The 26,415-nt window shown below is 68.8% G+C and carries 24 protein-coding genes, 1 tRNA gene and 1 riboswitch; of the genes, 8 read left to right on the plus strand and 17 right to left on the minus strand.

Going from position 1 to position 26,415, the window contains the following annotated elements:
• Positions 1 to 7 precede the first annotated feature (7 nt).
• From WKC72_RS18530 to gcvP, 5 genes are all read left to right on the plus strand, one after another.
• Positions 8 to 532 carry an FHA domain-containing protein gene (locus WKC72_RS18530; protein WP_370183841.1) on the plus strand — a complete coding sequence of 175 codons (525 nt, stop codon included), beginning with the start codon at positions 8 to 10 and terminating at the stop codon, positions 530 to 532.
• Positions 529 to 1,269, plus strand: a complete 741-nt coding sequence (locus WKC72_RS18535) for a MerR family transcriptional regulator (protein ID WP_005243120.1) — start codon at positions 529 to 531, stop codon at positions 1,267 to 1,269. The genes WKC72_RS18530 and WKC72_RS18535 overlap by 4 nt, the downstream gene beginning before the upstream one ends.
• 149 nt (positions 1,270 to 1,418) lie before the next feature.
• On the plus strand, positions 1,419 to 1,892 hold the full coding sequence (locus tag WKC72_RS18540; RefSeq protein WP_005264201.1) for a bifunctional nuclease family protein: 474 nt from the start codon (positions 1,419 to 1,421) through the stop codon (positions 1,890 to 1,892).
• A gap of 282 nt (positions 1,893 to 2,174) precedes the next feature.
• Complete coding sequence (locus WKC72_RS18545; protein WP_037229402.1) at positions 2,175 to 2,795, plus strand: MerR family transcriptional regulator; 621 nt, start codon at positions 2,175 to 2,177, stop codon at positions 2,793 to 2,795.
• A 69-nt stretch (positions 2,796 to 2,864) separates the two neighbouring features.
• Positions 2,865 to 2,988: riboswitch (glycine riboswitch) on the plus strand.
• A gap of 174 nt (positions 2,989 to 3,162) precedes the next feature.
• The gene (gcvP, locus tag WKC72_RS18550) at positions 3,163 to 6,015 is read left to right on the plus strand and encodes an aminomethyl-transferring glycine dehydrogenase (protein ID WP_370183843.1); all 2,853 of its coding nucleotides are present in this window, start codon (positions 3,163 to 3,165) and stop codon (positions 6,013 to 6,015) included.
• A 45-nt stretch (positions 6,016 to 6,060) separates the two neighbouring features.
• Here the strand turns inward: gcvP and WKC72_RS18555 are convergent, their stop codons facing one another.
• The 9 genes from WKC72_RS18555 to WKC72_RS18595 all read right to left on the minus strand — a co-directional run bounded on the left by WKC72_RS18555 (position 6,061) and on the right by WKC72_RS18595 (position 16,576).
• A complete protein-coding gene (locus tag WKC72_RS18555; RefSeq protein WP_037229407.1) occupies positions 6,061 to 7,215 on the minus strand; it encodes a metallophosphoesterase in 1,155 nt (384 codons plus the stop codon).
• Entirely contained in the window at positions 7,212 to 8,999 is a 1,788-nt protein-coding gene (locus tag WKC72_RS18560) for a substrate-binding domain-containing protein (protein ID WP_037229410.1), read from the minus strand. The genes WKC72_RS18555 and WKC72_RS18560 overlap by 4 nt, the downstream gene beginning before the upstream one ends.
• 132 nt (positions 9,000 to 9,131) lie before the next feature.
• Positions 9,132 to 11,315, minus strand: a complete 2,184-nt coding sequence (locus tag WKC72_RS18565; protein WP_370183845.1) for a malate synthase G — start codon at positions 11,313 to 11,315, stop codon at positions 9,132 to 9,134.
• A gap of 133 nt (positions 11,316 to 11,448) precedes the next feature.
• Complete coding sequence (locus tag WKC72_RS18570) at positions 11,449 to 12,414, minus strand: sulfite exporter TauE/SafE family protein (RefSeq protein WP_037229417.1); 966 nt, start codon at positions 12,412 to 12,414, stop codon at positions 11,449 to 11,451.
• A 262-nt stretch (positions 12,415 to 12,676) separates the two neighbouring features.
• Positions 12,677 to 13,921, minus strand: coding sequence for a trans-acting enoyl reductase family protein (locus tag WKC72_RS18575; protein ID WP_037229419.1), 1,245 nt, complete (start codon positions 13,919 to 13,921; stop codon positions 12,677 to 12,679).
• A 35-nt stretch (positions 13,922 to 13,956) separates the two neighbouring features.
• Positions 13,957 to 14,364: a DUF2784 domain-containing protein gene (locus WKC72_RS18580; RefSeq protein WP_128642030.1), complete on the minus strand. Its 408-nt coding sequence runs from the start codon at positions 14,362 to 14,364 to the stop codon at positions 13,957 to 13,959.
• Between the two features lie 77 nt (positions 14,365 to 14,441).
• Positions 14,442 to 14,858: a universal stress protein gene (locus WKC72_RS18585; RefSeq protein WP_037229425.1), complete on the minus strand. Its 417-nt coding sequence runs from the start codon at positions 14,856 to 14,858 to the stop codon at positions 14,442 to 14,444.
• 105 nt (positions 14,859 to 14,963) lie between these two features.
• Entirely contained in the window at positions 14,964 to 16,418 is a 1,455-nt protein-coding gene (locus WKC72_RS18590) for an SDR family oxidoreductase (RefSeq protein ID WP_112298623.1), read from the minus strand.
• A 72-nt stretch (positions 16,419 to 16,490) separates the two neighbouring features.
• Positions 16,491 to 16,576, minus strand: a tRNA-Leu gene (locus tag WKC72_RS18595).
• A gap of 111 nt (positions 16,577 to 16,687) precedes the next feature.
• Between WKC72_RS18595 and WKC72_RS18600 the strand changes: the two genes are divergently transcribed.
• On the plus strand, positions 16,688 to 18,040 hold the full coding sequence (locus WKC72_RS18600) for a M20/M25/M40 family metallo-hydrolase (protein WP_128642031.1): 1,353 nt from the start codon (positions 16,688 to 16,690) through the stop codon (positions 18,038 to 18,040).
• A 34-nt stretch (positions 18,041 to 18,074) separates the two neighbouring features.
• Positions 18,075 to 18,605, plus strand: a complete 531-nt coding sequence (locus tag WKC72_RS18605) for a YbhB/YbcL family Raf kinase inhibitor-like protein (protein WP_005243092.1) — start codon at positions 18,075 to 18,077, stop codon at positions 18,603 to 18,605.
• A 76-nt stretch (positions 18,606 to 18,681) separates the two neighbouring features.
• Here the strand turns inward: WKC72_RS18605 and WKC72_RS18610 are convergent, their stop codons facing one another.
• Genes WKC72_RS18610 through WKC72_RS18620 form a run of 3 tightly spaced genes read right to left on the minus strand, consistent with a single transcriptional unit; the run spans position 18,682 to position 21,013 of the window.
• On the minus strand, positions 18,682 to 19,752 hold the full coding sequence (locus WKC72_RS18610; RefSeq protein ID WP_112298621.1) for a quinone-dependent dihydroorotate dehydrogenase: 1,071 nt from the start codon (positions 19,750 to 19,752) through the stop codon (positions 18,682 to 18,684).
• Positions 19,753 to 19,762: 10 nt separating this feature from the next.
• Positions 19,763 to 20,002, minus strand: coding sequence for a DUF5703 family protein (locus WKC72_RS18615; RefSeq protein WP_005243088.1), 240 nt, complete (start codon positions 20,000 to 20,002; stop codon positions 19,763 to 19,765).
• Complete coding sequence (locus WKC72_RS18620; protein ID WP_037229439.1) at positions 20,003 to 21,013, minus strand: hypothetical protein; 1,011 nt, start codon at positions 21,011 to 21,013, stop codon at positions 20,003 to 20,005.
• A 184-nt stretch (positions 21,014 to 21,197) separates the two neighbouring features.
• On the opposite strand from WKC72_RS18620, the gene WKC72_RS18625 reads away from it, so the two are divergent.
• Positions 21,198 to 21,554: a hypothetical protein gene (locus tag WKC72_RS18625; RefSeq protein WP_037229441.1), complete on the plus strand. Its 357-nt coding sequence runs from the start codon at positions 21,198 to 21,200 to the stop codon at positions 21,552 to 21,554.
• Positions 21,555 to 21,564: 10 nt separating this feature from the next.
• Here WKC72_RS18625 and WKC72_RS18630 read toward each other — a convergent pair whose 3' ends face one another.
• From WKC72_RS18630 to WKC72_RS18650, 5 genes are all read right to left on the minus strand, one after another.
• Complete coding sequence (locus tag WKC72_RS18630) at positions 21,565 to 22,443, minus strand: heme ABC transporter ATP-binding protein (RefSeq protein WP_037229712.1); 879 nt, start codon at positions 22,441 to 22,443, stop codon at positions 21,565 to 21,567.
• Positions 22,440 to 23,513, minus strand: a complete 1,074-nt coding sequence (locus WKC72_RS18635) for an iron ABC transporter permease (protein WP_037229443.1) — start codon at positions 23,511 to 23,513, stop codon at positions 22,440 to 22,442. The genes WKC72_RS18630 and WKC72_RS18635 overlap by 4 nt, the downstream gene beginning before the upstream one ends.
• Entirely contained in the window at positions 23,510 to 24,550 is a 1,041-nt protein-coding gene (locus WKC72_RS18640) for a hemin ABC transporter substrate-binding protein (protein WP_370183852.1), read from the minus strand. The genes WKC72_RS18635 and WKC72_RS18640 overlap by 4 nt, the downstream gene beginning before the upstream one ends.
• Entirely contained in the window at positions 24,547 to 25,233 is a 687-nt protein-coding gene (locus WKC72_RS18645; RefSeq protein ID WP_037229444.1) for a heme oxygenase (biliverdin-producing), read from the minus strand. Before WKC72_RS18645 ends, WKC72_RS18640 begins: the two co-directional genes overlap by 4 nt.
• A 98-nt stretch (positions 25,234 to 25,331) precedes the next feature.
• A complete protein-coding gene (locus WKC72_RS18650; RefSeq protein WP_037229445.1) occupies positions 25,332 to 26,261 on the minus strand; it encodes an aldo/keto reductase in 930 nt (309 codons plus the stop codon).
• Positions 26,262 to 26,415: the final 154 nt, after the last annotated feature.

Below are 26,415 nucleotides of genomic sequence, written 5' to 3' on the forward strand. Positions count from 1 at the left end.
TTGCTGGATGATCGAACTAGGAGGAGAAACGGTGAGCGAGAACGGCAACGACGCGGTCTATGGGGAGACGCCGGCGGAAACCACGTCGGTCTTCCGCGCGGACTTTCTCAATGAGCTCGACAACTCCTCGGCAACCCAGGCCCCGGAAGCTCCGGTGTCGGGTGTGGAGGGACTGCCCGCGGGCTCTGCTCTGCTCGTCGTCAAGCGTGGACCGAACGCAGGGTCGCGCTTCCTGCTCGACCAGCCGACGACGTCCGCGGGACGGCATCCCGACAGCGACATCTTCCTGGACGACGTGACCGTCAGCCGTCGTCATGCGGAGTTCCGCCAGGAGGACGACGAGTTCCAGGTGGTCGACGTCGGCAGCCTCAACGGCACCTACGTCAACCGCGAGCCGGTCGACTCGGCTGTCCTGGCCAACGGTGACGAGGTCCAGATCGGCAAGTTCCGGCTGGTCTTCCTGACCGGACCCCGGACCACGGCCGGTGGCTCGCAGATCGGTGAGACGTCAGCTGGTGCGGGTAGCCAATGACCGCGGTGCGGCAGCAGCAGGCGCAATCGGGGATGTCGATCGGCTCCGTGCTGGATCGACTCCGCCCCGATTTTCCTGATGTGACGATCTCGAAGATCCGATTCCTCGAAGCCGAGGGTCTCATCAGCCCCCAGCGCACTCCCTCGGGGTATCGGCGATTCTCGATCGCCGACTGTGAACGACTGCGCTATGTCCTCACTGCGCAGCGCGATCAGTATCTGCCGCTGAAGGTCATCAAGGAGCAGCTCGAGGCCATCGACAGAGGTGTGGCCACGGTCGGCGCAGGCGATTCTTCGCCGCGCCGGCCGCGCGCGCTCACCGTGGCCCCGGGTGAGGTGTCTCCCGAGGAGTTCCTCACCGACCGTGAGGTGCGGATCAGCCGCGACGACCTGATCTCCCGGGCGGGAATCGACGAGAAGTTCCTCGGCGAACTGACCCGTGGGGGCCTGGTCGTTCCCGGACCGGCGGGGTTCTTCGACGAGGACGCGGTGACACTGGCGCGCACAGCGAGGGCGATGTCCGAGTTCGGACTCGAGGTCCGGCACCTGAGGGCGTTCAAGCTGGCGGCCGACCGCGAGGCAGGGTTGGTCGCGCAGATCGCCGGGCCCGTCGCCAAGGGCCGTGACGCCGGCGCACGTGATCGCGCCGAGGAGATGGTGCGCGAACTGGCCGCGTTGTCCCTCACGTTGCACACCTGCCTGGTGAAGTCGGCAGTCCGGGGTGCGCTCGATCGGTGACGTGCGTTCGCCGACCGTCCCACCTCGGAAGTTCCCAACGACGCTGCGCTCGAACGGCTGTACGGTCGAAGAGCAGACACGAATCGAATAGAATCCTGGTACGGCATTGTGTGCCGCGGACGGACCATTGCAGGGTGGAGGCAGACGCGATGAGCGAAATGCACGTGATCGGAGTTCGTGTCGAGCAGCCCCAAAATCAACCTGTTCTGCTGTTGCGGGAAACCGACGGCGAGCGGTACCTGCCCATCTGGATCGGCCAGACCGAGGCCACCGCTATCGCACTCGAACAGCAGGGCGTCGAGCCGGCGCGTCCACTGACCCACGACCTGATCAAGAACCTGATCGAAGCCTTCGGCCGCACCCTGAAGGAAGTCCGCATCGTCGACCTCCGCGAGGGCACGTTCTACGCCGACCTCGTATTCGACCAGAACACCCGCGTCTCGGCTCGCCCGTCCGACTCGATCGCCATCGCACTCCGGATCGGGGTTCCGATCTTCGCCGAGGAAGCGGTGCTCACGGAGGCCGGTCTGGTCATGCCCGACGAGCGCGAGGACGAGGTCGAGAAGTTCAAGGAATTCCTCGAGTCCGTGTCGCCGGACGATTTCAAGGCCACTGACGGCTGATGTGCACCTGCAGAAAAGCCTCGGGCGCGGTAACGGTTGACGTTCTCCCGGCGCGTTGCGTTGACCCGGTCTCTTCGGAGTCATAGCGTTCGGTGCAGTGATTTTCTGCCCTGCAGATTGTATCGGGCGTACGCTGAGTAGGTTCAGGGTACGGACTAGCTCGATGTCACTGGTGGCGCTTGCGCCGCCCGATGTGCTGCGGCTGTGCCGCGGACACTGGCGACGCGCGTCACAGGCGCACTGATCGTCGGGTTCAGTGCAACATGCGAGAGGGAGTAGTCAGTGGGAGATCGGCCGCAGGAGAATGCGCTGAATCTTGCGCCCGGCGACAACGTTGCCGAGTCCGAATTCAGCTCCGAGGAGATCCAACCGGGCCTCTTCCCGGACGATTCCGTGCCCGACGACCTCGTCGGATACCGCGTCCCCATCGCCTGCCAGATCGCGGGAATCACCTACCGCCAGCTCGATTACTGGGCTCGCACATCCCTCGTCGTGCCGTCCATTCGTGGCGCAGCAGGCTCGGGCAGCCAACGGCTGTACTCGTTCAAAGACATCCTCGTCCTCAAAATCGTCAAGCGTCTGCTCGACACCGGAATATCCCTGCAGAACATCCGAGTGGCCGTCGACCACCTCCGTAAGCGCGGAGTGCGGGACTTGGCCAAGATCACACTTTTCTCGGACGGGACCACGGTCTACGAGTGCACGTCCCCGGAAGAGGTCGTCGATCTGCTCCAGGGCGGGCAGGGTGTCTTCGGTATCGCGGTGAGCGGTGCGATGCGCGAACTGACCGGCACCATCGCCGATTTCCCGGCAGAGCGCGCCGACGGCGGCGAGAGCGAGCAGAGCCCCGAGGACGAACTGGCGTCGCGGCGCAAGAACCGAGCGAGCCGCAAGACAGGCTAGCCCGTATCCGTCGGCGGCGGCGCTGCCTGCGCCGCCATCTGCAGCCGTGACATAGACTGGGCGGTGCGTCGACGCCGTGCGGGAGAGTTCCGGGCACTGCAAGCACAGAAACATCGTGTGTGCGGGAGTTCGGGCGCCGAAGGAGCAACACCTCCCCGTCAATCTCTCAGGCAGACAGGACCGTGCGGGCTCCGACGTCTCTGGAAAGCGGTGGGAGCACCCACCCGCCCACGGGGAAAGGGCCGTCTTCACACGCGAACGACGGTACCGAATCTCTCAGGCGCTCGACTCGAGCAGGCGACAGAGGGGGAGGGACGTTCCGCTACGCGGGGCGTGTCCTGATCCTCCGAACTGCTTGGGAGTTGTCGTGATCGACGCTGGAAGCCGTACATTCGCCGATCGTCATGTCGGCCCGAACGCTGCGGAACTCGCGCACATTCTCGAACTGGTCGGAGCCGATTCGCTCGACGACCTCGCGTCGAAGGCCGTCCCCGCCGTCATCCTGGACGGGGTCACGGGCGGCATCGCCGACGGCCTCGACGCACTGCCCGCACCGGTATCCGAGCACGAGGCGCTCGCCGAACTGTCCGCACTCGCCGCGCAGAACACCGTGGCGACGTCCATGATCGGTCTCGGCTACTACGACACCCTCACCCCGCCGGTCCTGATCCGGAACATCATCGAGAACCCGGCCTGGTACACGGCCTACACGCCGTACCAGCCCGAGATCAGCCAGGGCCGCCTCGAAGCCCTCCTCAACTTCCAGACGATGGTCGCCGACCTGACCGGCATGGAGGTCGCCAACTCGTCGATGCTCGACGAGGCCACCGCCGCCGCCGAGGCGATGACGCTGCTGCGCCGGGCGAGCAAGAGCAAGTCCCCGCGGTTCGTCGTCGACTCCGACCTGTTCCCGCAGACGCTGGCCGTCGTCGAGACCCGGGCCGAGCCGCTCGGCATCGAGATCGTGGTGGCCGACCTGTCCGCCGGCCTCCCGGACGGTGACTTCTTCGGTGTCCTCGCGCAGATGCCCGGCGGGTCCGGTCGCATCGTCGACTACACCGACGTGATCGCCGCCGCCCACGAGCGCGGCGCACTGGTCGCGGTCGGGGCGGATCTGCTGGCGCTCACCCTCCTCACCCCGCCCGGCGAGATCGGGGCCGACGCCTGCTTCGGCACCACGCAGCGGTTCGGTGTCCCGATGGGCTTCGGTGGCCCGCACGCCGGCTACCTCGCCGTGCACACCAAGCATGCACGTCAACTCCCCGGCCGTCTGGTGGGCGTCTCCGTCGACGCCGACGGCGACAAGGCGTACCGACTGGCGCTGCAGACCCGCGAGCAGCACATCCGCCGCGAGAAGGCGACGTCGAACATCTGCACCGCTCAGGTGCTGCTGGCGATTCTGGCGGCCATGTACGCCAGCTACCACGGTGCCGAAGGACTGAAGGCGATCGCCCTGCGCGTGGCGAACACGGCGCGCTCCCTGGCTGCGGCGCTCCGCAAGACCGGGGCCGTCGTCGTCCACGAGCACTTCTTCGACACGATTCTCGTGCGTGTCGACGGCCGGGCGGCGGACGTGGTGGCGAAGGCGAAGGACGCCGGCATCAACCTGCGGCTCGTCGACGCCGATCACGTCGCCATCGCGTGCGACGAGGCCACCACCACCGACGACGTCACACATGTGCTGGCGGCGTTCGGCGGCGAAGGCCCGGTGACCGACGAAGCGGGCACGTCCGTCCCCGACGCGCAGCTCCGCGGATCCGACTACCTGCAGCACGAGGCCTTCACCCGGTACCGCACCGAGACGGCGATGCTGCGCTACCTGCGGGCGTTGTCCGACAAGGACATCGCACTCGACCGCAGCATGATCCCGCTCGGTTCCTGCACTATGAAGCTCAATGCCACCGCCGAGATGGAAGCGATCACCTGGCCCGCGTTCGCCGGGCTGCACCCGTTCGCTCCGACCGGGGACACGCCGGGAATCCTCCGCATCATCAAGGACCTCGAGAACTGGCTCGTGGCGGTCACCGGCTACGACGCGGTCAGCCTGCAGCCGAATGCCGGTAGCCAGGGCGAGTACGCGGGACTGCTCGCGATCCGCAACTACCACCTCAGCCGCGGAGACGACCACCGCGACACCTGCCTCATCCCGTCGAGCGCCCACGGCACCAACGCCGCATCCGCGGTGATGGCCGGGATGCGCGTCGAGGTCGTCGCCTGCCGCCCGAACGGTGACGTGGACCTGGACGACCTGCGGGCGAAGATCGCCGACCATGCCGAGCGCCTCGCGGCGATCATGATCACATACCCGTCCACGCACGGTGTGTACGAGCACGAGATCGCCGACATCTGCGCCGCCGTCCACGACGCCGGCGGCCAGGTGTACGTCGACGGCGCCAACCTCAACGCCCTGGTCGGCCTGGCCCGTCCCGGCCGGTTCGGCGGCGACGTGAGCCACCTCAACCTGCACAAGACGTTCTGTATCCCGCACGGTGGTGGTGGCCCCGGTGTCGGTCCGATCGGTGTGCGGTCCCATCTGACGCCGTTCCTGCCCGGACATCCGCTCGCACCGGAACTCGGCACCGGCGGACCAATCTCCGCGGCCCCCTACGGCAGCGCGTCGATCCTCCCGATCACGTGGGCGTACATCCGGATGATGGGCGCCGTCGGACTGCGCCGGGCAAGCCTGACCGCGATCGCGTCGGCCAACTACATCGCCCGCCGCCTGGACGAGTACTTCCCCGTCCTCTACACCGGCGAGGGTGGAATGGTCGCCCACGAGTGCATCCTCGACCTCCGGCCGATCACCAAGGACACCGGTGTGACCGTGGACGACGTCGCAAAGCGCCTCGCCGACTACGGATTCCACGCACCGACGATGAGCTTCCCGGTGGCGGGCACGCTGATGGTGGAGCCCACCGAGAGCGAGAACCTCGAAGAGATCGACGCGTTCTGCGAGGCGATGATCGCGATCCGCGCCGAGATCGACCGGGTGGGCGCGGGGGAGTGGCCGGTGGACGACAACCCGCTGCGCGGTGCCCCGCACACGGCCGGTTGCCTGGCAGCGGAATGGAACCACCCGTACACCCGTGAGACGGCGGTGTTCCCCCGCGGCAAGGCACGGCCGAAGGTGTGGCCGGCCGTCCGGCGCATCGACGGTGCGCACGGCGACCGCAACCTCGTGTGCTCCTGCCCGCCGATCTCCGCGTTCGAAGGCGCCTGACACAGACGATGCCCGTCCCGCTCACGCGGGGCGGGCATCGCTCGCTCAGTCCTCGCGCACCAGTTCGAGGATCGTGATCTCCGGCGGGGCGCCCACACGCACGGGCGGACCCCACGTGCCCACACCGCGGGTCGTGTACAGGACGGTGTTCCCGATGCGGTCCAGTCCCGTCACCGACGGCTGCTGCAGCGGCACCAGATAACCCAGCGGCCACATCTGCCCGCCGTGCGTGTGCCCCGACAGTTGCAGGTCGACACCGAGGTCGGACGCTTCCAGTGCCTGCCGCGGTTCGTGCGCGAGCAGCACGACGAACGTCGACGGATCGTGTCCGGCGAGCGCGGCGGGAAGATCGGGTTCGTAGGGGGCCGGCGAGGAATAGTCGTGGATGCCCGCGATGTCGATGGTGGCGCCGCCGCGGGTGATCGTCGCGCGCTCGTTGCGCAGCGTCCGGATGCCCAGTCGGTCCCACACGTCCAGCCACCGGCCACCGTCGTCGGCGTAGAACTCGTGGTTGCCGCTGACACCGAACACCCCGAGTGGGGCCTCGAGGTCGGCGAGCGGTTGCAGATCGGGCGATACCTTCGCGACGGTCCCGTCGACCAGATCGCCCGCGATCGCGACGAGATCCGGCTGCTCCGCGTTCACCAGGTCGACGACGCGACGGGTGAAATCGACTCCTCGCGCCGGGCCGACGTGGAGGTCGGACACGAGCGCCACCCGCACACCGTCGAACTCGGCGGGGAGACGTGTCAGCGGCACCCGAACCCGCACGATCCGCGGCCGCGCGGCCTCCGACACCCCGTAGCCGGCGGCGGCGACGGCACCCACCACGACGACGGTGGTGGCGATGCGCAGGCTTCGCCGCCGCGACAGGTCGACCCGTTCGCCGTTCGCGGTGCCGCGCAGGCGGCCGAACAGCCGCGTCAGCAGCGACATCAACGCAACCAGGAGAAGCCCGAGCACCAGATAGAACATCGCGCCGAGCCACACCCAGCCCACCCACCCGGGGGGACGCGCCCATCCCGGGTCGAAGGCTTCGCCGCTGCCGACTCCGATGACGGCGAGCACCCACAGGACCACGAGAGTCACGTCGACGACCACCGACCAGGGGCGACCGAGTCCGGTGGCCCGGACGAGTCGCCGGTGGAGCCACCAGGTGACGACTGCGAGGAAGACCGCGAAGACCAGGAGCCTTGTCACGACAGCAGCTTGCTGATCGCGGTCGGCAATGCCGCTCCGTCCGAGGACGCGACCTTCTCCAGCGACCCGCCGGTGCGATCGGCCAGCGCCTGCAACGTGTTGAGGTCGGAGTTCTCGCCGATCGTCACCACGTCGATGCGCACCGGCTTCGACGTGCTCGAGGCCGCGGCGATGGCGGACAGCAGATCAGCGCGCGCCACGGAGTCGTCGTTGGCGCCGTCGGTGACGAGCAGCACCGAGTTGGTGCGGCCGGGCGTGTATCCGTCGACCGCGCTCGTGTAGGCAGCTTCGAGGGACGTGTAGGTCGAGGACCCCGTGGCGGGTGTCGCCTTGGCGAGCCGGGCGTCGAGCGCCTGCCTGCGGGTGCCCTCGGTGAAACCGCCCGCCGAGAGGGGACCGGTCGCGACCACGGTCGTATACGGCCGGGACCCGTCGAGCGCGGTGCTGTACTCCCACAGCCCGAGATTCGACGAGTCCGGAGAACGGTCCACGTGGGCTGCGAGCGCTGCCGTCGTGTTCGCCAGGCGCGTCGCCGTCCCCTCACGCTCGCCCATCGAGCTGGACAGGTCGAGCAGGACGGTGGAGGTGCGTGGCGTGATCGGATTCCGGATCACCTGCATCAGCTCGGCCGCAGCGGCTGCATCCGCGGGAACCAGGGTGGATTCGAAACCGGGAAAGGCCAACGGGGTGTCGTCGGGCCGGGCGAGTCCTTCGACTCGGAACCCGGCGTCGGCCAGGACCTGTGCCTGTTCGGGCCGACGGACGAACTCCGCGAACTGCGCGGCGGCGCGGCTCTGCGTCTCGTCGACGGACGGGCCGGCCAGGACGGCCGCCGGGTGATCTGCCACGGGTGTCGGACCCTTCGGCATCGAGGTGGTGATGTCGGCTCCGGGTGCGTCGCGCAGGGCCTGGTAGACCTGCTGTTCGGTGGCCGCGACCGCGTGGATGCCGGAGGTGGCGGGATCGCCCTGCTCGGCCAGCGCGGTGAGTGCCTCCCGCGTCGTCGCGGGTTTCGTCCCCGACGACGCCTCGTAGCCGAGCGCCAGAGCGGTGAGCGCCGACGTGACGGGTACGGAACGTGCCTGCTCCTCCGTCACCGGCCCCGTGCTGCTTCCCGTGACCGCGGCCGCGACCGCCTCGACTGCCATCTCCGTGCTCTCGGCGCCGGGGCCGACGGGGAGCGGCACGCCCAGGCTGCCCCAGCCCGGCAGGCCGAGCGTCGCGAGGGAGTCGCGGCCGGTCTGCAGCGACGGCAGATCCTTCCAGTCGATGGCCGTCGTGCCCGGTGCGTTCGCGAACGCCGTCCGGACGGCGAGCACCACGGGGCTGGTCGCCAGGGGCCGGGCTTCGCCGCTGATGACGCCGGTTGCCGAAACCTGCTTGACGGAGTGCGAACTGGACGGAATCCACAGAGCGGGGCGAGGACCGAGTGCCGCTGCGTCCCAAGGGCCGTCCGGCCCCGCGGACAAGGCGTCGCGCACGGTGTCGGACGCGACGGCAGTGACCGTCACCGACACGCACTGATCGCGGATCACCGGCGCCGTCTCCGTGAAATGGTCGGCGAGGGTCTGGAGCTGGGGTGCGATGTCGGGATCCGCCGCGACCGCGAGCACGGATTCGCCTTCGACGCAGGCGCCCGCGGCTGCCACTCCCTGATCGTTGATCCGGTCACGCAACTGGAACCAGCCGAACACACCCAGCACGATCACGACGACGAGACCGAGCACGATCAAAGGCCCTCTGCTGATACCCCTGGCGCGCGATTCGCCGCGATGCTGCCCCACGTGCTTTCCAGCCCCTGTCCGACGAGTTGACGTTGACCCTCGCAGTGTAGTGATGCGCAGGATCGCCTCGCCTGACACGTGAGTGGCGAAGTGTGCCGGGGCACGCTTCGCCACTCACGTGGGGGCTATCGGTCAGGCGTTGGCGGCTTTGTATTCGCGGCGGCGGCGGTGCAGGATCGGTTCGGTGTAGCCCGACGGCTGGTGGGTGCCGTCGAGGATGAGTTCCTTGGCGGCTTGGAAGGCGATGTTGGTGTCGAAGTCCGGGGCCAGCGGCCGGTAGGTGGGATCGCCCTGGTTCTGCCGGTCCACCACCGGGGCCATCCGTTGCAGCGACTGCACCACCTGGTCGGCGGTGACCACGCCGTGCCGGATCCAGTTCGCCAGCAGCTGGGAGGAGATGCGGAGGGTGGCGCGGTCCTCCATCAGGGCGACGTCGTGGATGTCGGGGACCTTGGAGCAGCCGACGCCGGCGTCGATCCACCGGACCACGTACCCGAGGATGGACTGGCAGTTGTTGTCGAGTTCTTCCTGCTTCTCGGCCTCGGACCAGTCGGTGTTCGGGGCGAGGGGGATGGTGAGGATCTCGTCGAGGGTGGCCCGCCGGGTGCCGGTCAGCCGGTTCTGGACGGCGACCACGTCGACCTGGTGGTAGTGGGTGGCGTGCAGGGTGGCCCCGGTCGGGGACGGCACCCACGCGGTGTTCGCGCCGGCCTTGGGGTGGCCGATCTTCTGCTCGAGCATCTCGGCCATCAGCTCGGTCATCGCCCACATGCCCTTGCCGATCTGCGCCCGCCCCTGCAACCCGCACGCCAGGCCGACGTCGACGTTCCAGTCCTCGTAGGCGGTGATCCAGGTCTGCTTCTTCATCTCGGCCTTGCGGATCATCGGCCCGGCCTCCATCGAGGTGTGGATCTCGTCGCCGGTGCGGTCGAGGAACCCGGTGTTGATGAACACCACCCGCTCCGACGCCTCCCGGATGCAGGCGGCGAGGTTGACGGTGGTGCGGCGTTCCTCGTCCATGATGCCGACCTTGAGGGTGTTGGCGGGCAATCCCAACACCTGCTCGACGCGGCCGAACAGTTCGGTGGTGAACGCGACCTCGTCGGGGCCGTGCTGCTTGGGTTTGACGATGTAGATCGACCCGGTGCGGGAGTTGACCAGCGGGCCGGTCGCCTCGGAGGTGCCGAGCCCGTGGACGGCGCACAGGGAGGTGATCAGGGCGTCGAGGATGCCCTCGGGGATTTCGGTGCCGTCCGGGTGCAGGATCGCCGGGGTGGTCATCAGATGGCCGACGTTGCGGACGAACAGCAGCGACCGCCCGTGCAGGGTCAGTTCGGACCCGTCCGGGGCGGTGTACACCCGGTCGGGGTTGAGGCGGCGGGTGAACGCCTTCCCGCCCTTGGTCATCTCCTCGGCCAGGTCGCCGCGGTTGAGGCCGAGCCAGTTGCGGTAGCCGATCACCTTGTCGTCGGCGTCGACGGCGGCGACGGAGTCCTCGAAGTCCATGATGGTGGTGACCGCGGACTCGAGCACCACATCCTTGACCCCGGCCGCGTCCGTCCGACCGATCGGGGAGGTGGGGTCGATCTGGATTTCCGCGTGCAACCCATGATTGCGCAGCAGCACACCGGTCGGGGCGTCGGGGGCGCCGAGGTAGCCGACGAACTTGCCCGGCTCGGCGAGGGTGGTGATCGTGCCGTCGGCGAGCTGCACCCGCAGGGCGGTGCCGTCGACGGTGTAGCGGGCGGCGTCGGCGTGCGAGCCGGTGGTGAGGGGGGCGGCGGTGTCGAGGAACTGCCGGGCCCAGGCGATGACCTTGTCGCCGCGGACCTTGTTGTAGGTGTCGCCCGCCTCCGCGCCGCCGTCGTCGGGGATGGCGTTGGTGCCGTACAGGGCGTCGTACAGCGACCCCCAGCGGGCGTTGGAGGCGTTCAGCGCGAAGCGGGCGTTGAGGACCGGGACCACCAGCTGCGGGCCGGCGGTGGCGGTGATCTCGGTGTCCACGTTCGCCGTGGACACCGCGAACGGGGCCGGTTCGGGCACCAGGTACCCGATCTCGGTGAGGAACGCCGTGTACTCGGCCGGGTCGATCGCGGTGCCGGCCCGGTCCCGGTGCCAGGCGTCGATCCGGGCCTGCAGGTCGTCGCGGGTGGAAAGCAGCGCCTGGTTCTTCGGCGCCAGATCCCCGATCACCTTGGCCGCACCCGACCAGAACCCGTCCACCGACACCCCGGTCCCGGGCAGCGCCTCCTCGTTCACGAAGTCGTAGAGCACCTTCGCGACCTGCAGACCGCCGACCTCAACACGCTCAGTCATGAAATGCCTCACTGTTCCGCTCTCGGAGCACCGCACGGGTGCCATGAACCGCACCCAATGTTACCCGCTGGTAAGGATGCGGTGTGGCGGATGTCGTGAGGGCTCGCTCCCAAGGTGAGGGCGGGAGGTGAGGTCAGGCCTTCTCTCCGGTGGACGGCTCGAGCGACGGGGCCTCCGACTCGATCGGTGTGTCGTTCTCGGCGTCGATCCGGTGCAGATCGCCAGCGGCCTCGGCAGCGCTGAGACGCGACCGACGCCAGGCGACGACCAGCAGTCCGGCCCACACCGCAACGAGAGCGAGGTACCCGAGGGTCGCAGCGACACCGGTCACGTCGAACGTCTTGAACAGCTTCTGCGCGTTGGTGATGATGATGATGCCGCCGACACCGGTTCCCAGAAGGGTCGCGGGCACCCGGCTGACGAGCCAGGCGGCGAGCGGTGCGGCGATGATGCCGCCGAGAGCCAGCCCCGCGATGATGGGGATGTTGTCGAAGAAGTCGCTGCCGAGACCGAAGATGAACCCGATGCTGGCCGCGGCGGACACCAGGAACTCCGACGCGCTGACCGAACCGATGACGGTGCGCGGTGCGGTCTTGCCGCGCGAGAGCAGCGTGCTGGTGGTGATCGGCCCCCAGCCGCCGCCGCCGCTCGCGTCGATGAATCCACCGAACAGTCCGAGCGGTGACAGGAACTTCGCCGTGTGCGGCGACGTCCGGGCGTCGTTGACGGCGGGAGGGCGGATCGAGAAGCGGAGCAGCACGTAGACACCGATCGCCAGCAGGATCGTCGACGTCACGGGGACGGCGGCGGCCGTCGACAACTGGGACAGCACCGTCGCACCGAGGAACGCGCCGATGGCGCCGGGGACGCCCAGGCGCAGGACGAGGGCCCAGTCGATGTTGCGGAACCGCCAATGCGACGCACCGGAGGCGAGCGTCGTACCGACCTCGGCGAAATGCACTGCTGCGCTGGCGTGTGCCGGTCCGACGCCGCTGAACACGAGCAGGGTGGTCGCAGTCACGCCGAAGGCCATGCCGAGAGCGCCGTCGACCAACTGGGCACCCACGCCGACCAGCGTGAAAATCAAGAGCTTGAACATCGAGACTCCGACCGAGAGAGCGAACCGTCAGGGCAGCAAAGACCAGCGAGCAGGCTGGTCAGCAACATCCCTGGTCGAAGGCATGGCCTCGGCGGGAGGGCCAGAAGGGCATGAGGGCGAGCGAGGCCGCGGGGCCTGCCTGCGCGCTCGTGCCGTTCACTCGAACTCCCACATCTCTCGTCGCGTGCGCGGCCGTCCGCGCACAAGGTTCGACACTAGCGGGAGGGGTGGGCGCGTGTCATCTTCACACGCGCCCAACCGCTCACAGTTTTCGCGCAGAGATCTCGAAGCCCGCGTCGCGCAGCCGTGTCACCAGGACGTCGCCGAGTGCCGTCGCGGGGGTGAGGACGCCGGCCGAATCCGGCAGTGCATCGCCGCCGAGGACGAGGCTCAGCGCGGATTCGCCGAGCATCACCGCGGTGGCGCGGTATCCGGGATCACCCTTCGCTTTCACCCGCGACGTGTAGCGCGCGCCCGTGGTGGTGGTCGTGTACACGTCGATGGTGAAGTGACCCTTGCGTTGCGCCTCTTCGCTGGGGCCGTCGCCTGGCGAGGGCAGAACGCGGTCGAGGATGTACCGGGTGGGCGGGAGGGCCATTCCGACGATCATTCCGCCGAGGCCGGCCGCCACCGCACCCGCGATCACCGGTGTGATCGGGGAGCTTCCGACGTTCATGACCTCGCGGTACTTGAATTCCCGACCGTAGGCCCAGTCGCGGAGCGCGTTGCTGCGCCGCACGACCCGGGTGTTGTAGGGCCCCATGAAGAAGGGCGCCTTCCACCCCTTCAGACCGGGTGCGATGTCCTCGCCGTTGACCACGCTCATGTCGGACTGCTTGCCGAGGTCCGGTTCCTTCGAGCGGTCGGGGCTCAGCGAGTACGGCGAAGCCGCGAGATGCCGCGACGCCGGATTCTTCTTCGACACGTCCACCTGCGTGCGCAGCGAATCGATCGTGCCGCCGCTGACCCCGCCGCGCACGGACGTGACCACCAGGGTGGTGTCGGTGAGTTCGCCGGCGCCGTCCTCCCGGACCTTCTCGTGGAGGACGTGCACCCCGAGGTCGGACGGAATGGAGTCGAACCCGCAGGAGTGGACGATCCGGGCGCCGGTCTCGCGGGCCCGGTCGTGGTTGGCGTCGATGCTCTCGCGGGCGAACAGCACCTCACCGGTGAGGTCGACGTAGTCGGTGCCCGCCTCGGCGCAGGCCGCTGCGAGGGCGTGTCCGTACTTGGCATAGGGGCCGACCGTCGTCGCGACCACGCGGGTGCGTCCAGCGAGGGCTGCGAGCGACGCGGCGTCGTCGGAGTTCGCGACGATGAGGGGCCACTGCGCCGCCCGCGGTCCGAGTGCGGACCGCACCGCTTCGAGCTTGGCGGCTGTGCGCCCCGCGAGCGCGATCCGCACGCCGTCCGGGGCGTGCTGTGCGAGATAGTCGGCGAGAAGTTTGCCGACGAAGCCGGTGGCCCCGTAGACGACGAGATCCAATTCACGTGCGCTGTCTGTCATGGCACGACCCTACTCGGCGGTAGGGAAGGACGCGCTCAGACTCCGGTACCGCCGGGGTGGGTCGGAGCGAGGGGTACCCGGGTGCGGACCCGCAGGACGACGTAGCCGACCCACGAGGTGACGATGCCGAGCGCGACGAGAGTTTGCATCGCTCCCGCGGCGGATTCCGGGTAGACGACGCCGGTGAGGTAGTGGGAGATGAACCCGGACGAGGGGAGCGGGTCCTGCCCGGCGCGGACGCGGGCCCAGCTCTCCACGTGTGTCAGCGGGCAGTCGATGCCGACCAGCAGGCCAGTGAATCCCCAGGCCACCGCAGCGAGGTGGAGTGCGATCGTGCGAGGCCAGCGCCAGGCGAGGAACCCGCCACAGACGACGTAGAGGATGAAGATCAAGTGCGCGACGGCAGTGGCGTCGGCGACGACCTCGTAGAAGACGCTCCCCATCGATGCACCCCTGACATCCGAAGTTCCCCCATACGCCATCGTAGGCGTCGCTCGGCCGGGTCCGCCGGGTAACGGGCTCAGGCGGTGCCGCGCACGTTTTCCTTGACCACCAGGATCGGAATGTCGACCTCGAGGAGGAGGCGCTGCAGCCATCGTTCCAGGAGGAACTTGCCGATCGGGGACATGCGCCGGGTCCCCACGACCAGCAGATCCGCACCGCTGCTGTCGACCAGCGCGCGCAGCGCGCTCACCTGATCGCCGTCGTGTTCGTTGGTGCGCAGTTCCCACGACGACTCGCCGACTCCGCCGCTCTCGAGCGTCGCCTGGATCTCGGCGCGGAGGGCGGAGCGGTCGGACTCGGCGTCCTGCCCGGGGTCGTCGTCGAGGACGTGGAGGACGAGCAGCTGTTCCCGTCGTTGCACAGCCTCGCGGGCGGCGTGGACGATGGCCGCCCGGCCTTCCGGGCTGTCTCGGTGGACAACGGCTATCGCCATGAAGCGCCTCCATTTTCAGGTATCGGTACGACCCCTATTATCCCCGCGCCGGAGAGTGCTCCGGCTGTGTCGATGCTCTCGTAGGTGGATCCGAGCGGTGCTCGATCACCAGGGTGAGGGCTCGTAGTCCTTCAGGAAGCAGCCGTGCAGATCGACGCCCTGCTCGCCCTGGACGATGGGGTCGTAGACGCGGGCGGCGCCGTCGACGAGGTCGAGGGGGGCGTGGAAACCCTCGTCGGCCAGGCGCATCTTGGTGTAATGCGGCCGCTCGTCGGTGATCCACCCGGTATCCACCGCGGTCATGAGGATGCCGTCGTCGAGCATCTCCTTGGCGCTGGTGCGGGTGAGCATGTTCAGTGCGGCCTTCGCCATGTTGGTGTGCGGATGCCCCGGACCCTTGTAGGCGCGGCTGAACTGGCCCTCCATCGCGGAGACGTTCACCACGTATTTGCGGCGGGCGCCTGCCGCCGCCATCGCGGGCCGCAGCCGGGACACGAGGATGAACGGGGCGACCGAGTTGCACAACTGCACCTCGAGCAGCTCGATCGGGTCGACTTCCTCGACCGTCTGGACCCAGCTGTTCGTGTGCGCGAGGTCGGGCAGGAGTCCGCCGGCGTCGATCGCCAGACCCTGGTCGATGCGATCGGGGGAAGCCGACTTCGCGACCAGTGCGAGTGAGCTCACCGCGTCGGGGGACAGTGCGGCGCCCGCCATCGCGGACACGTCGGACAGCGAACCGGCGAGTGCTGCCGGGTGGGCGTCGCTGGTCTTGCCGAACGTCAGGACGTCGGGCAGGTCGCCGGAGGGAAGGGCGCCGGACTCGGCATCCGCGAGCGCGCTGTAGGCGCCGGGGGAGCGTCGCACCGTCTGTGCGGCGTTGTTGATCAGGATGTCCAGCGGGCCCTGTGCGGCAACGGAGTCGGCCAGCGCGACGACCTGCGCCGGGTCGCGCAGATCGATGCCGACGACGCGCAGCCGGTGAATCCACTCGCTGCTGTCCTCCATGGCCTTGAACCGGCGGATGGCGTCGTTGGGGAAACGCGTCGTGATCGTGGTGTGGGCTCCGTCGCGGAGCAACCGCAGGGCGATGTACATCCCGATCTTGGCGCGACCGCCGGTCAGCAGCGCCCGGCGGCCGGTGAGGTCGGCGCGTGCGTCCCGCTTGGCGCGGCTCTTTGCCGCGCAGTCGGGGCACAGCTGGTGGTAGAACGCGTCGACCCGGGTGTAGCGCTGCTTGCAGATGTAGCACGGGCGGGGCCGGATCAGGGTGCCCGCGGACGCGCCGTCGGCGTTCGACGTGAGCGGGATGCCCGCGGTCTCGTCGTCGATCCGATCGGGGGAACCCGTCGCGGTCGCGGCGACGACCTGACGGTCGGCCTCGGAGACGGCGTCGCGGGCCGCGATCCGCCTGCGCTTCTTCAACTTCTTGAAGAGGTGACCGACAGCGCGCTGGACCGTGACGGAATCGGGATCCGCATCGTCGAGTTCCGCCGCCTGATCGAGAACCTTCAGGCAGATCTCGAGATCCGCCGGATCGATCGTCGTCGTTGTTTCACCCATCGAACTTCGCCCTCTCACGAAGAAGGCCCCGGTTCGATGAACCGGGGCCTTTTCGTCTGTCTCAACTCAGAGTGTCCGAGGGGGGACTTGAACCCCCACGTCCGTTAATAGGACACTAGCACCTCAAGCTAGCGCGTCTGCCATTCCGCCACTCGGACTTGCTTGCCCCCATTTCCTGGGTGCTGCAAAAGATTAACCGATGAACCGCCACGGCCCAAATCGCCCCTCTCACCTGAGCGTTTCCGCTGCTGCGGTGGTAGGAAAGTGGAGTGCCAACTACACAGGAAACCCCAGGCCAGGGTCGCGCCGAAGCCGAAGTCGTGGATCTCGTCAGTTCGCTGATCCGCTTCGACACGTCCAACACCGGAGAGCTCGCCACGACGAAGGGCGAACGCGAGTGTGCGGAGTGGGTGGCGGCCCAGCTGCAGGAGGTGGGCTACGAGACCGAGTACGTGGAGTCGGGTGCACCGGGCCGCGGCAACGTGTTCGCGCGGCTGAAGGGCTCGGACCCCGACCGCGGCGCCCTTATGCTGCACGGCCACCTCGACGTCGTTCCCGCCGAGCCGGCCGACTGGCGCGTCCACCCGTTCTCCGGAGCCGTCGAGGACGGTTACGTGTGGGGACGCGGTGCCGTCGACATGAAGGACATGGTCGGGATGATCCTGGCGGTCGCCCGCCAGTTCAAGGCCGAGGGAATCGTTCCTCCTCGCGACCTCGTGTTCGCCTTCGTCGCCGACGAGGAGGCCGGTGGCAAGTACGGCTGCCAGTGGCTGGTCGAGAATCGTCCCGATCTGTTCGAGGGTGTGACGGAAGCTGTCGGCGAGGTCGGCGGCTTCTCCCTGACCGTTCCCCGACCGGACGGCACCGACCGCAGGCTCTATCTCGTCGAGACCGCGGAGAAGGGTCTCGGATGGATGCGGCTGACGGCCAAGGGCCGGGCCGGGCACGGTTCGTTCCTGCACACCGACAACGCCGTCACCATCCTGGCGCAGGCGGTCGCGCGGCTGGGTGCGCACACGTTCCCGTTGGTCATCCCCGATTCGGTGGCCGAATTCCTCGAAGCGGCGGGTGAGGAGACCGGACTCGACTTCGACCCGAAGTCGCCCGACCTCGACGGCACCCTCGCGAAACTCGGCACCATCGCCAACATCATCGGCGCCACTCTCCGGGACACCGCGAACCCGACCATGCTCTCGGCCGGTTACAAGGCCAACGTCATCCCGCAGACCGCGGAGGCGGTCGTCGACTGCCGGATCCTGCCCGGCAGGCAGGCCGAGTTCGAGGCGACGGTCGACGAGCTGATCGGGCCGGACGTCCAGCGCGAATGGATCACGAAACTCGACTCCTACGAGACGACGTTCGACGGACATCTCGTGGACGCCATGAACGACGCGATCCTCGCGCACGATCCCGGTGCCCGGACCGTGCCCTACATGCTGTCGGGTGGAACCGACGCCAAGGCGTTCGCGAAGCTCGGCATCCGGTGCTTCGGGTTCGCTCCGCTGCAGCTGCCCGCCGACCTGGATTTCAGCGCGCTGTTCCACGGTGTCGACGAACGGGTACCGGTCGACGCACTACTGTTCGGTACACGCGTGCTGGAACATTTTCTGCTCCACAGCTGATCCGAGAACCGATACGCGACAAGAGAGGAACCGCATGTCACACGACCCGTACGAGGCCCTTCCCGACCTGCCGAGTTTCGAGCTGACCTCCACCGACGTCACCGACGGGCAGCCGCTGAACAAGGAACAGGTCAGCGGAATCTTCGGCGCCGGCGGCTACGACAACTCACCGCAGCTGTCGTGGTCGGGGTTCCCCGCCGAGACCAAGAGCTTCGCGGTGACGGTGTACGACCCCGACGCGCCGACGGCGTCCGGATTCTGGCACTGGGCGGTCGCCAACATTCCGGCCGACACGACCACGCTGGTGAGCGGGGCAGGCGACGACGACGGAACCGGGCTCCCGAGCGGTGCGATCACGCTGAAGAACGACGCCGGATTGCGTCGTTTCCTCGGCGCGGCCCCGCCGGAAGGGCACGGACCGCACCGCTACATCTTCGTGGTCCACGCGCTCGACGTGGAGACTCTCGACGGGGTCACCGCCGACTCGACGCCGGCGTTCTTGGGTTTCAACCTGTTCTCGCATGCGATCGCTCGCGCGAAGATCCAGGGAACGTACGAGCAGTAGCTCGATAGCTCCGGAAGACACGAGTGGCCGGCGAATCCTCGGGATTCGCCGGCCACCGGTCTGTGTGCGGTCCGTGTCAGCGCACGGCGCCTGCGCCGACCGCATCGGCGACGGAGGAGTAGCCGGCCGCGCGCACCTTCCGGGCCAGCCCCTTGTGGATGCGGCGCGCCCAGAACGGCCCGCCGTAGATGAAGCCGGTGTAACCCTGCACGAGGGACGCCCCGGCCAGGATCCGTTCCCACGCCTGGTCGACCGTCTCGATGCCGCCGACGGAGATCAGCACCAGGCGATCACCTACCCGCGCGTGCAGGCGGCGGAGGACCTCGAGGGATCGTTCGGCGACCGGAGGACCCGACAACCCGCCCGCACCGATCGCCGCCACCTCGTCGTCCGGGGTGTTCAGCCCGTCCCGGCGGATGGTCGTGTTGGTGGCGACGATGCCGGCCAGGCCGAGTTCGAGCGCGAGATCCGCGACCGCGTCGACGTCGTCGTCGGACAGGTCGGGGGCGATCTTCACCAGAACGGGGACGGTCACGCAGTCGAGAACGGCACGCAGGAGAGGCCGGAGAGACTCGACGGCCTGCAGGTCCCGCAGTCCCGGGGTGTTCGGTGAGCTGACGTTGACCACCATGAAATCGGCCAGCGGGCCGAGCAGTTGCGCGCTCGCCGTGTAATCGGCCGGGGCGTCCGCGGCGTCGACGATCTTCGTCTTGCCGATGTTCGCGCCGATCGGGACACCGGCCCGGCGCTGACGGAGATGGTTGGCGGCATTGCCTGCGCCGTGATTGTTGAAACCCATCCGGTTGATCAGGGCGCGGTCCGCGGGCAGCCGGAACAGGCGGGGAGCCGGGTTTCCGGGCTGCGCCTGGGCAGTGACGGTGCCCACCTCGGCGAACCCGAAGCCGAGGGGACCCCACGCGTCGACGCCGGTCGCATCCTTGTCGAACCCGGCGGCCAGTCCGAGCGGCGCCGGGAAGTCGAGTCCGAACACGGTGTTCCGCAGAGCCGGATCGTCCACGACGAGAACCTTGCCGACGAGCTGACGCAGCGGCGAGAACCGCGTGACCAGGCGCATCGCAGCGAAGGCCAGGTGATGAATCCGCTCCGGAGGAACGCGGAACATCACCTGTAACAGCAGGTGGTACAAGGAGGTCTCCCTAGATTGCGGGGTCGGGGACATGGTGAGCGGTTTTCCTTCGTTTGAGCAGCACACGGCGGCTTCCGTCGGAGTACAGGCGGACTCGGGACAGCTCCCAGCCACCGAACTCCGCCTGGATGGCCAACCTCATCGAGGCGCTGATGCGGGTGACGTCGGGGGGCAGCCGAAGCGGCACGTACTCGAAGTCCTCGGATTCGATCTCCCACCCGGAGGGGAGTCGACGTGAATGCGATGCCATCTACGAACTCCTCGTCGGGATCTGCTGCAGGCCGTCTCCCGTCGCGGAACCGATCAGGAGGTCACCGTTCACGGTATCCACAGTGACAGAGTTCGGCTGCCGGACGGTGGGATACCGTGCCGTTTCCACGCCCACTCCACTCGACAGGTCGAATCCGACCACTTCGTTGGTCTCGGTCAGCGTGACCCACGCCCGGTCGGCGGTGTCGTCGTAGGCGACGGCGTACGGCGCGAGCCCGGCGGGGAACCGTTGGCGGAGCATCAGTGTGTCGGTGGTGTAGGCGAGCAGTTCGTCGCCCGTGGTGTCGGTGACGAGGATCCGCCCGTAGTGGTCGGTCGTGAGTTGTGTGGCGCCTTCACCGGCGCGCAGCGCGACACCGAGCGCGGAACCGGGGACGTCGATGGCGGTCACGGACGTCTGACCACGGTCGAGAGCGGTGAGCGAGTCGCCGACGACGGCAAGCCCGTCGACGGACGTGAGTCCGCCGATCACCTGTGACTCGTTCGTCTCGGTGTTCACGATGTGAATCTCGCCATTGCCCAGGCCCATCGCCAGCCGCCCGTCGGGCAGTGGGGCGACCGACCGGACGTCACCGCCGGCCGGTACGAACGTCACCTCGCCCGTGCGCAGGTCCAGGCGTCCTACCTGCGTGTTCATCGCGAGTAACGCCACACCGCCGGGGGCGAGGGCGACCTGGGCGACGGTGTCGTCCAGCGGAACCACCCGCGGAACCGCCGTGAAATCCCCGGCCGGGAACAGCAGGATCTGGTTGCCTCCGCCTCCCAGGACGACTGTCGTGCGGGTCTCGGGGTCGAATGTGGTGGACTCGATCGGCAGGCCGACAGGGTGAACGACACCGGCGGGCGTGATGTTCTGGGCCGGGGACTGCGCGGCACTCGCGGGGGCGATCGTGATCGCCTGATCCTCGTCGGAGTTCGACGAACAGCCGGTGACCAGTAGAAATGCCACTCCGATACACGAGGCGACGACGCGCGCTCCCGGTCTACCCATGTGCTGCTCCTCGGGGTTCTCTCATCGACCTACACCTGCACAACTGCCTACAAGCATCCCTGATCCGCGAAACGCCCACGAATGCGGTCGGTGCCCAGCGGGTGCCGAGGCGATACCGTGAGAAACATCGACCCCGCGCCCGGCGGTCTTCCGACCGCCGGCCCAGGTCATCGAGGAGAAGACCGTGGAAACACCCGAAACACCGACGTTCACCGTCGAAGACATCTCGGTCGGACCGCACGCACACGGCTTCGGCCGGACCGCAGAAGGTAACTCCTACGCATTCCGGGTGCGCAAGAGCACCATGCACGTCGAGGTCTACCGCGCCGACGTGGAAACCGAGGTCCCTGCTCCGGACGACATCGTGGCGTCGGCGCGGCGCTCGGTCCGGGAGATCGACCTGACCGATGAACGCAGCATCGTCGCCGTCGTGCGAGATGCCGTGTCCGACCCCGATTCGCAGGGGGCAGGGCCGCCGGAGGACGGGATCACCGTGCGGGCGGTCCTCAGCCGTCTCGGGGCGGTCATCGACGGACTGTGACCGCGGCGGTCTAACGCCGATCGCGGCGGGGGAGGACGAGGGTCGCGCCGGTCACCGGGTGCTCGATGACCTCGACGGGGTGCCCGTACACCCGAGTCAGCAGGTCCTCGGACAGGACGTCTGCGGGAGGCCCGTCGGCGGCGACGCGGCCCTGCTCGAGGACCACGATCCGGTCCGCGTACGCGGCGGCGAGCGCGAGGTCGTGGAGGACGACCACCACCGCGGTTCCCTGCTCCGCGCGGGAGCGGGCGAGACGCATCACGGTCTCCTGGTGCCCGAGGTCGAGGGCGGCAGTGGGTTCGTCGAGCAGGATCGTCTCGGTGCGCTGCGCCAGCACCCGCGCCAGAGCCACCCGGGCACGTTCGCCGCCCGACAACGCGGTGAACGGCCGGTCGGCGAACGCCACGACATCGCAGATGCGCATGGCCTCGGCGATCGCGGCGGCGTCGTCGTCGGAGCGGGGCGTGCGTGCCCACGGGGACCGGCCCATCGTGATGACCTGACGTGCGGTGAACGAGAATCCGACCGTGTTCTGCTGGGGGAGGACCGCCCGGCGCTGGGCCATCTCGAGCGCCGTCCACTCGCCGAGGTCCCGGTCGTCGAGGTGCACGCTGCCCGCGTGCACATCCTGATCGCCCGACAGCGCCGCGAGGAGCGTCGACTTGCCCGCCCCGTTCGGGCCGACGAGAACGAGGACCTCGCCGATCCGCACGTCCACGGACACGTCGTCGAGCACGGGCCTGCCACCCCGGGTGACCGCGATCCCGTGCGCCCGCAGCGTCACGGACCCCGACGGGCGCGGCGGGGGCACCGGGTCGGTCCGCCGGAACAGGCTCTGCTCGATCGCCTCGCCGACTCGGGTGCGGAGCGGGTGGAATGCCGGACTCATGCCCACCCACCCTGACTGGCCCGGGTGCGACGCAGCAACCAGAAGAAGAACGGCCCGCCGACGAGGGCCGTCAGCATGCCGAGCGGGAGGTCCGCGTTCGCCACGAGCGACCGGGCGCCCAGGTCGGCGAGGAGCAGCACGAGCGAGCCGCACAGCGCGCTCGCCGGGATCAGGGCCCGGTGACCCGGCCCGACGGCGATGCGCATCAGGTGCGGGACCACCAGTCCGACGAAGAGGATGATGCCGGTGAACGCCACGCTGGACGAGACGAGCAGGGCGACGATCAGCACCGCGATCTGACGCAGCCGCTCGACGTCGAGGCCGAGGTGCCGGGCCGCGCTCTCGCCGAGGGACAGCAGGTCGAGTTTCCCGGCAATCATCATCGTGGCGGCGATCCCGGCGACGGTCATCGGTGCCACCACCGCGACCGCGTTCCAGGTGGCCCCGTTGAGGCTGCCCAGTTGCCAGAAGACGATCTGATCCCGCGCCGCGGGGGACGCGACGAACGTGAAGAAGGCGATGAGGCCGCCGGCGAACGCGTTGACCGCCACACCGGTGAGGACGAGGGTGACCACCTCGGTGCGGCCCTCGTGCCGGGCGAGGACGTAGACGGCGACGGTGGTGATCAGTCCGGCGACGAATGCGGCCGCGGCCACCGTCCACCCGGCCGCGAACGCGCCGCCGACCACGATCGCGGCGCTGGCGCCGACCGCGGCACCGGCCGACACCCCGATGACACCGGGTTCGGCGAGCGGGTTCGCGAACACACCCTGCAGCAGCGCACCCGCGCATCCGAGCGCCGCCCCGACCAGGATGGCGAGGACCACCCGAGGGAACCGGACCTCCCACAGCGTCACCTCGCCGCTGGGGTGCGCGGGCATCGGACCGAGATCCAGTCCGATGCGGTGCAGGATGCTGCCGAGAACCTCTCCGGGGCCGGTCGGCACCTGTCCGATGCAGGCCGAGAAGACGGCGGCGACGGCAAGGGCGATCAGCAGACCGCCGAGGACGGCACCGGTTCGAGTGCGTGAGGAAGGCTTACCCGGAGCGTGGAGGTCTTCGACGGTCATGGATTGTCGGTCGGGTAGACGGCGTCGGCCAACGCGCCGAGAACACGGCCCGTGTTGGGGCCGAAGCTGAGCAGCACCCCGTCCTGCATGTCGACGACGCGCTGGTTCCGGCCCGCCGGGGTCTGCGCCACCCCGGGGATCTTCTCGAGCCCCTCGATGCCGCCGATCGATTCCAGCCCGCCCGTCATCATCAGGAGGACGTCGGGAGCGGCGGCGATCAGGGCCTCGCTGGTGATCGGCGCGAACTGCTGCGTGATCCCCGATGCGGTGCCGGCGTCGACGGCGCCGAGAGCGTCGATCAGCGAGTCGGCGCCCGAGCCCGGGCCGCCCATCATGGTGATCGCGGTGCCCCGCAGATAGAGGAATGCGATCTTCAGGGGATCGTCGCCCTGGGGGGTGCGGCTCCGGGCGGCCGCGATCTCACTCTCGGTGCGGGCCGCGAGTTCGCGGCCCTGCTCGGGCACGCCGAGCGCATTCGCCACCGCCGTGATCTGATCGGGCACGCCCTCGAGGGTCCGCGTCGGATCGAAGAAGACGACCGGAATGCCGGCGGCCCGCAGCTGATCCTGCACGGCCTGCGGTCCGATGCTGGTGTCGGTGAGGATCACCCTCGGCGCCAGGTCGAGGATGGCCTCGGCGTTGAGGGACTGCCCGCCCGGTGTCACCACCGGCACGTCCTGTGCGGCCGGGAACTCGGAGGCGATGTCCCGCCCGACCACGTTGTCGCCGAGTCCGAGCGCGAAGACCGTCTCGGTGAGCGTTCCGTAGCGGTCCGCGGTCACGATCCGGCTCGCGTCCGTGATCGTCACGTCCGCCCCGTCGAAGCTGCGGACCGTGACGGGCAGCGCGGGTGTGGCGGGGGACGCGAGAGGTTCGGGATTCAGATCGTCGAGGACCGCCGTGCGCGCACCGCCGGTGCCGCCGGTGCTGTCACCGGTGCCGGCACTGCATGCCGACACCCCCACCGCAGACACGAGAAGCAGGACGAGAACGGCGAACAGCGACCTGTCCGTGCGGGTCCGGAACACCGATCTCATCGTGCGAGGTACCGGTCGATGTCCGCTTCGAGGGCGGCGAACAGGTCGCCGTTGAGACGGTAGGCGAGATTGACCTCGTCGATCACCCGTTGCTGGTCCTCCGGAGACAGGGGCGCGGCGTCGAGTTTCGCGCGGTAGGTGTCCTTGAACACCTTCGGTTTCGGGATCTCGTCGAAGATGTAGAACTGCAGGCCGTCGGTGGTGTATCCGTAGGCACGCTCGAGCATGCGCCGGATGATCTGCCCACCGGACAGGTCTCCCATGTACCGGATGTAGTGGTGCGCAACGAAACCGGCGGGCCACTCGTACGCCACCTCGCGGAGCCGCTCCACGTAGCGGGTGGTGGCGGGCAGCGCGGACACCGTCTCGCGCCACGACGGCCCGCGCAGGAACTCGAGATCCGCTTCCAGCGACGGAACCCGCAGCAGTTCGTCGTGGAGAAACGGCGACGCGACGGGGCTGCCGGTGTGGGTGCGCCCCGCGTCCTCGAGTTCGCGGTAGACGAGGTACGTCTGCGCGAGCAGTTCGGCGTAGCCGTCCGAGGTGAGTTCACCGGCGAGGAGGGCCCCGACGAAGCGGGACTGCTCGGTCTCCCGGTGAGCGGCGTCCGTGCCTGTCTTGATGCGCTCGGCGAAGCCGACGGCTCGGCGATCGGCCGCGTCGGCCTCGTTCAGCGTGGTCATGGACTCTCCTGCAGATCTAACGGCGTCGGCCGGTGGGCACCAGGTTAGCCTGCCCTGCACGTGAACTGCAGGTGCACGTCTGCCGGCTCCTGCACACGCTAGGCGCTGACGTCGTCGAGCGCCGCTGCGATCGCGGCGGGCAACTCCAGTTCCTCGGCGACGAGCACACCGGTGAGCTGTGCGATGTCCCTCGCCCCGACGACCGCGCTCGCGACACCCGGACGGTCGCGCGCCCACGCGAGCGCGACGGCCAGCGGGGACGTGCCGAGCCCGTCGGCCGCGGTCACGACCGCGTCGACCACCCGGACGGAGGAGTCGGTGAGGTAACTCTGGACGTCCTGCGCGTGCGCGTCGTCGGCGCCGCGTGAATCGACGGGAATGCCGTTTCGGTATTTGCCGGTCAGGACCCCGCGGGCGAGCGGGACGGCAGCGAACACACCGATGCCGTGATGCCCCGCCGCCGGAACGAGCTCTTCCTCGACGCCCCGGGCGAGCAGCGAGTACTCCACCTGGGTGGCGACGAGCGTGGTGCCCCGGGACGCGCCCGCCGCGGTGGCCAGCTGCCACCCGAGGTAACCCCGCGCCCCGACGTACCGGACCCGGCCGCTCGCCACCGCGAAATCGAGTGTGGCGGCGACCTCGTCGACGGGCGTGAACGGATCCCAGGTGGCGACCTGCCACATGTCCAGGTAGTCGGTGCCGAGCTCGCGCAGGGTGGCGTCGAGCTGGGCGACGAGACCCCGTCGCGAGCAGTCGATCCGCGACGGACCCGACGGATTGATCCCGGAACTCGAGCTCAGGACGAGTTCCGTTCGCGGCACCACGTCGTCGAGCAGTTCCGCCAGGATCCGCTGCGCCACACCGTCGCCGTACGCGGGCGAGGTGTCGACGAGCGTTCCGCCCGCATCGACGAACGCCGCGATCTGCGCCGCGGCCTCGTCGCCGTCGGTGTCCCGACCCCAGGTGAGCGTGCCCAGGCCGAGACGTGACACTCGTAACCCGCTTGCTCCGACCGATCTCTGTTCCATAACCGCCTGCGTCTCGTACCGTAGCTGCAACCCGGGCTTCGCCCCCGAAGATGCTGGTGCCCCCCGGGACCGGCCACCACAGGTGCAGAGTAGTGGGGTATTGCGTGGCAGTGGGTCCTGCCACGCCGGATTCTGCCGGAGGTCGCCCTCCCCG

Origin of the sequence: Rhodococcus wratislaviensis (genome assembly GCF_041228765.1) — a bacterium.
In the GTDB taxonomy this organism is placed as follows: Bacteria; Actinomycetota; Actinomycetes; order Mycobacteriales; family Mycobacteriaceae; genus Rhodococcus_F; species Rhodococcus_F wratislaviensis.